General features: G+C 22.3%; 3 protein-coding genes. All 3 read left to right on the top strand.

The genetic code is table 4. The annotated features are described in order from the left end of the window. Positions 1-246 precede the first annotated feature (246 nt). The 3 genes from Q346_RS0100055 to Q346_RS0100045 are packed head-to-tail and all read left to right on the top strand — an operon-like array spanning position 247 to position 4,057. Entirely contained in the window at positions 247-459 is a 213-nt protein-coding gene (locus Q346_RS0100055) for a hypothetical protein (protein ID WP_027332521.1), read from the top strand. Beyond that, entirely contained in the window at positions 459-2,273 is a 1,815-nt protein-coding gene (locus Q346_RS0100050) for a hypothetical protein (RefSeq protein WP_027332520.1), read from the top strand. The genes Q346_RS0100055 and Q346_RS0100050 overlap by 1 nt, the downstream gene beginning before the upstream one ends. Positions 2,274-2,275: 2 nt before the next feature. After that, the gene (locus tag Q346_RS0100045) at positions 2,276-4,057 is read left to right on the top strand and encodes a hypothetical protein (RefSeq protein WP_027332519.1); all 1,782 of its coding nucleotides are present in this window, start codon (positions 2,276-2,278) and stop codon (positions 4,055-4,057) included. Positions 4,058-4,335: the final 278 nt, after the last annotated feature.

Below are 4,335 nucleotides of genomic sequence, written 5' to 3'. Positions count from 1 at the left end.
ATTATTTACAATGATGTGTCTTAAGACATTTCAATAAATCATTATTACTATTCAGTTTTCAGAGAACTTGCGCCACAAGGCGTTTTTTTATTTAATTATTTAAAATAAAAAAATATGCTTTTTATTTTAAATATATTTAGTATATATAAAAAGATATTAATAATATGGTAAAATAAAGCAAACAAATAAAAACAAAAATAGGTGATTTTTGTTACTTTTTCTAATTAAAGTAACTTAAGGAGTTTTATGGAACAAAATATTCAAACCACAAAAGAAACTCAAGCAAAAAATAAAAAAATAGTAACTATTTTACTTTATGTATTACTTGTGATTTTTTTAGTATTAATTGCAATTTCAATTGCAGTTATTGCAGATTTTTATATTTATAAAAATTCAGGCGAAGATGGATTAATTTTAAGCGCTGCTCAAAGAGTTAATGGAATATGAGGTTGATTATAATGAAAAAAACTAAAAGAATATTAGGATTAGCATGTGCATTAGTTGCTGTGCCTGTTGTAGGCTTAGGTTCAGCATTGATTTTTATGCACAATAAAAAAGAGCAAACTAATAATAGTCCAAAACAAAATTTATATTTAAATAAATTGGAAGCAAAAACTAACGAAGCAAAAACTATTTGAAAAAATAATCGTAAAAATCTTTCAAATGATTTGGTAAAAAAATTAATTAATAAACTTAATTTTGCAGTTCAATTAAATAAACTTAAAAAAGTTGATAATCAAGAAATCCAAAATCTATTAATTGATTTGACAATTTTGAATTTAGAAATGAATTTAAGTGTTGAAGCAAAAACTACTGGCAAGATTGCAACAGAAAACAAAGAAATTGCTAAATTATTTAATGAAATCTCATTAAAAAATAAAGCTAATGAATTGTTAGAAACTTTAAGTTCAAAAACAAAAGCAAATCCAGAAGCATTTAATGACAATTTAGCTGAATTTCTAAATAGTTTAAAAGACTTATATGTTCAACAATTAAATTTAAATACAGAATTAGATTTAATTATTAACGAGTTTGAAGAACAGAATTTAAATAATATTGCATTTTTCGGTAGCCAATACAGTAATAAATTATTAGAAAATGTAACTCAAAAAATTAATGATTTTAGATATAACAATGATTATACTTTAACTGAATTTGAATTATTTAAAGAAGCTTATTTAGCAATTGCTAATAATGTTTTAAATCTTAAAAGAAGTACTAATGATAATCAATTTAGAAAAAATTATGTGGATTTAGCTAATCAATTAATTTATGTTAAAGAACAAATTATTAAAAATTCAACTTTAACTGAACAACAAATTTCTTCAGTGAGTGAATTTATTGAAGGGTTATATTCAGTTGTAATTAACAATTTTGATTTATTAGCAACTAATAATGGAATTTTACTTGAATCAATTAATTATTATTTGAATAGAATTCAAAGAATGCTTTCTTTATTATCATCAGACAAAGAAACTATTAAATCAACTTTTAGAAATCTTTATGAATCAATTAATACATTTGGTAAAGCAAACTTTAGTCCATATTATTACATGAGACTGGAAGCTTTTATTAATGATGCAGAAACAAAATTCTATAGTGATAGTCAAAACATTGATTTTGTAACTGAATATTTTGAATTATTAAAAAACTATTCATTAGTTTCATTAATGAATGAACAATTTAACAGTTTTCAACAAAAATTATTATCTTTAAGATTAGATAGTTTAGATAATGTTTACATTTCAATTGATGATTATTTAAAATACATTGAAGGGATGCGTCATTTAGAAATAAATTCAATTACTGATTTTATTAATCAAGCTAAAAATTATGAAGCAGAATTTGCAAATCAAATTAATTTATTAAATCTTAATGTTTTCCAATTAACTTATTTAAATCAAACTTTAAATACATTTAATCAAAATAAAGAACTTTTTAGTGATGATCAAAATCAAAAACTTAACCAAGTGTTAGAAAATAACATTAATATTAAATCTACTTTATATGACCAAAAAGCAGTTGCAAATTTAATTAAAGAAAATACATCATTAGCTTTAGAACTTTTACCATTAGTTAAAAATGATAAAATTGCCAAATTAAATGAAATCATTGCAAAAGAAACCACATCAGAAACTAATAAAAAACAAGCACAAAAATTTATTGAATTATTAAGTGCTGATACTATCGATCAAACAATTTTAGCTTTCAACAGATTAAATTTAATTATTGAAAATTTCTTGCAAACAATTAATAACTCAGAGGGGAACTAATTATGAAAAAAAGAACCTTAATTGGAGCATTCGCTTTAGCTTCAGCTTTGGTAGCTGCCGGAACAATTGGTGGTTATTTAGGTTGAAAAGCTAATCATAATGTTGAAAATAAAACAAATGAAATTCAGACATTAGATCAACAAATTGCAAGAGTTAATAATTATTATGTAAATAATAGAGAAAGTTTAAATTTAACTGAAAGCACTAAAGTTTTAATTGATAATGCTTTAGAACAATTTAAAACAGATTGAGTATTTAGATTTAGTGATCAAAACAATCAATTATTTAGAACTGAAAAATCATTTAATGATACCTTCTATTCTTTAATTAAAGATGAAATTCAAAATTGAGAGGGTAAATTATCAACTAAACAAATTGGACAAATTGTAGCACTTTATGCTTTAGAAATCGATGGAATTCGTGAAGTTAATTTAAAAGCTGAAATTGTCAATAACTCTAATTTAAATTTAGCTAACTTAATTAATTTATTATCAGAAACTTCTACTAAAGAAGAAAGAAAACCTATTTTTGATAATTTAAATAACTTAATTGCTACTCAATTAAATGCTCAAGAAAAATTAATTGCTAAATTTTTGGAAACAGATTCAATTTTCAATCGTTTATTATCATTAGTTAACGAAGTCCCAACTGAAGCAATGAAAAATGATGTGCAATATTATTTAGATGAAATTTACAATCAATTAATCAATACTGAATTTGATATTAATAATTTAATTTTATTAAATAATAGTGCTCAGAGACTAATCAAAAATTATGAACAAAATAAAGAATCATATACCAATTTAAACTTAGAAATTAGAGCAAATTTAAGAGATTTATATTTTAGTTTTTCTGAAAACAATAATTTTGATGAAACTACCGTTACTTTATTAAAAGAATTCATTCATCATGCGGAAAGACAATATGAATGAATGAAAAATCCAAACGAAATGAAAAACTTTTTAGATAATTTAAGTCTTTATAAACAAGAATTATTTAATTTAGAACCAGATTTAGCAACCTTACAAACCAGTTTAAGAAATTTCATTACTGTTTTACACTCACAAGTTAATAAATTGACTAAAACTTTTGCTAATGTTTTAATTGCAAATAAATACGAATCTGAAATGAGAGTAGAACAAAATGATAAATCGCTTTTTGTTAACAAACGTGCTAAATTAATTTCAGATTTAATGCTTGCAGTAAATATTGATAAAAATTACACTTATTTAAATCAAAGTTTAAATCAACAATATTCAGGCATTATTCATAGTTATAAACAATATTCAAATTTTATGAATGTTTTAGAACAAGCAAATAATTTAGAACCATTTACACTTTATGGAATTAATTTAAAAGTTGAAAAATTGAATCAAGAAATTGCTCAAACTATTAATGCTAAAGCAACTTTATTTACCTTATTAGAAGAAGTTCAAACTGCAACTGATCTTGCTTTATCTAAAGATTCATTTGTTAATGCTAATTTAAATTATTTATTTGAAAAAATTACCAAAGATTTAATGAATTTAAATCTTACCAATGAACAAATTTTATTAAATGCATATCAATATAATTCTGAATTAAAAGTGTTACTTAAATTAGTAATTAATTCGCTTAATTCTGCAATTAAATCAAATTTAAATATTTATGCTGAAGAGTCATTAATGGATACTCAAAAAGAAATTTTACAAATTGTTAATGAATCTAGTTCATATTTAAGCGCTTTCAGCACTTATTCAGTTAATGATTATTTAAACTTTATAAAAAAATATTCTAATTTTTAAAATGTAAAAAAATACAAATTAAATTTTGTATTTTTTTTATAAAAAAACTTGGTTTTTGCAAAAAATACAGTATATTAATTAAGTGCTTTTTAAGCATATGAAATAACAAAAATATTCACAAAAAAAATTAAAATTTTGTTTGGTGAAATTAATTTTATGTTATGATTAATAGGCTAAATTATTAGCAATAATGTTCTTTGAAAACTAGATATATAAACATGACAGTCAATTTTTTCGAGAGTTTGATCCTGGCTCAGGATGAACGCTGGCTGTGTGCC

Source organism: Mycoplasmopsis gallinarum DSM 19816, from assembly GCF_000621085.1.
GTDB classification, from domain to species: domain Bacteria; phylum Bacillota_I; class Bacilli_A; order Mycoplasmatales; family Metamycoplasmataceae; genus Mycoplasmopsis; species Mycoplasmopsis gallinarum.
The sequence above is the reverse complement of the archived record's forward strand: the minus strand, read 5'-3'. Positions and strand labels throughout refer to the sequence as shown.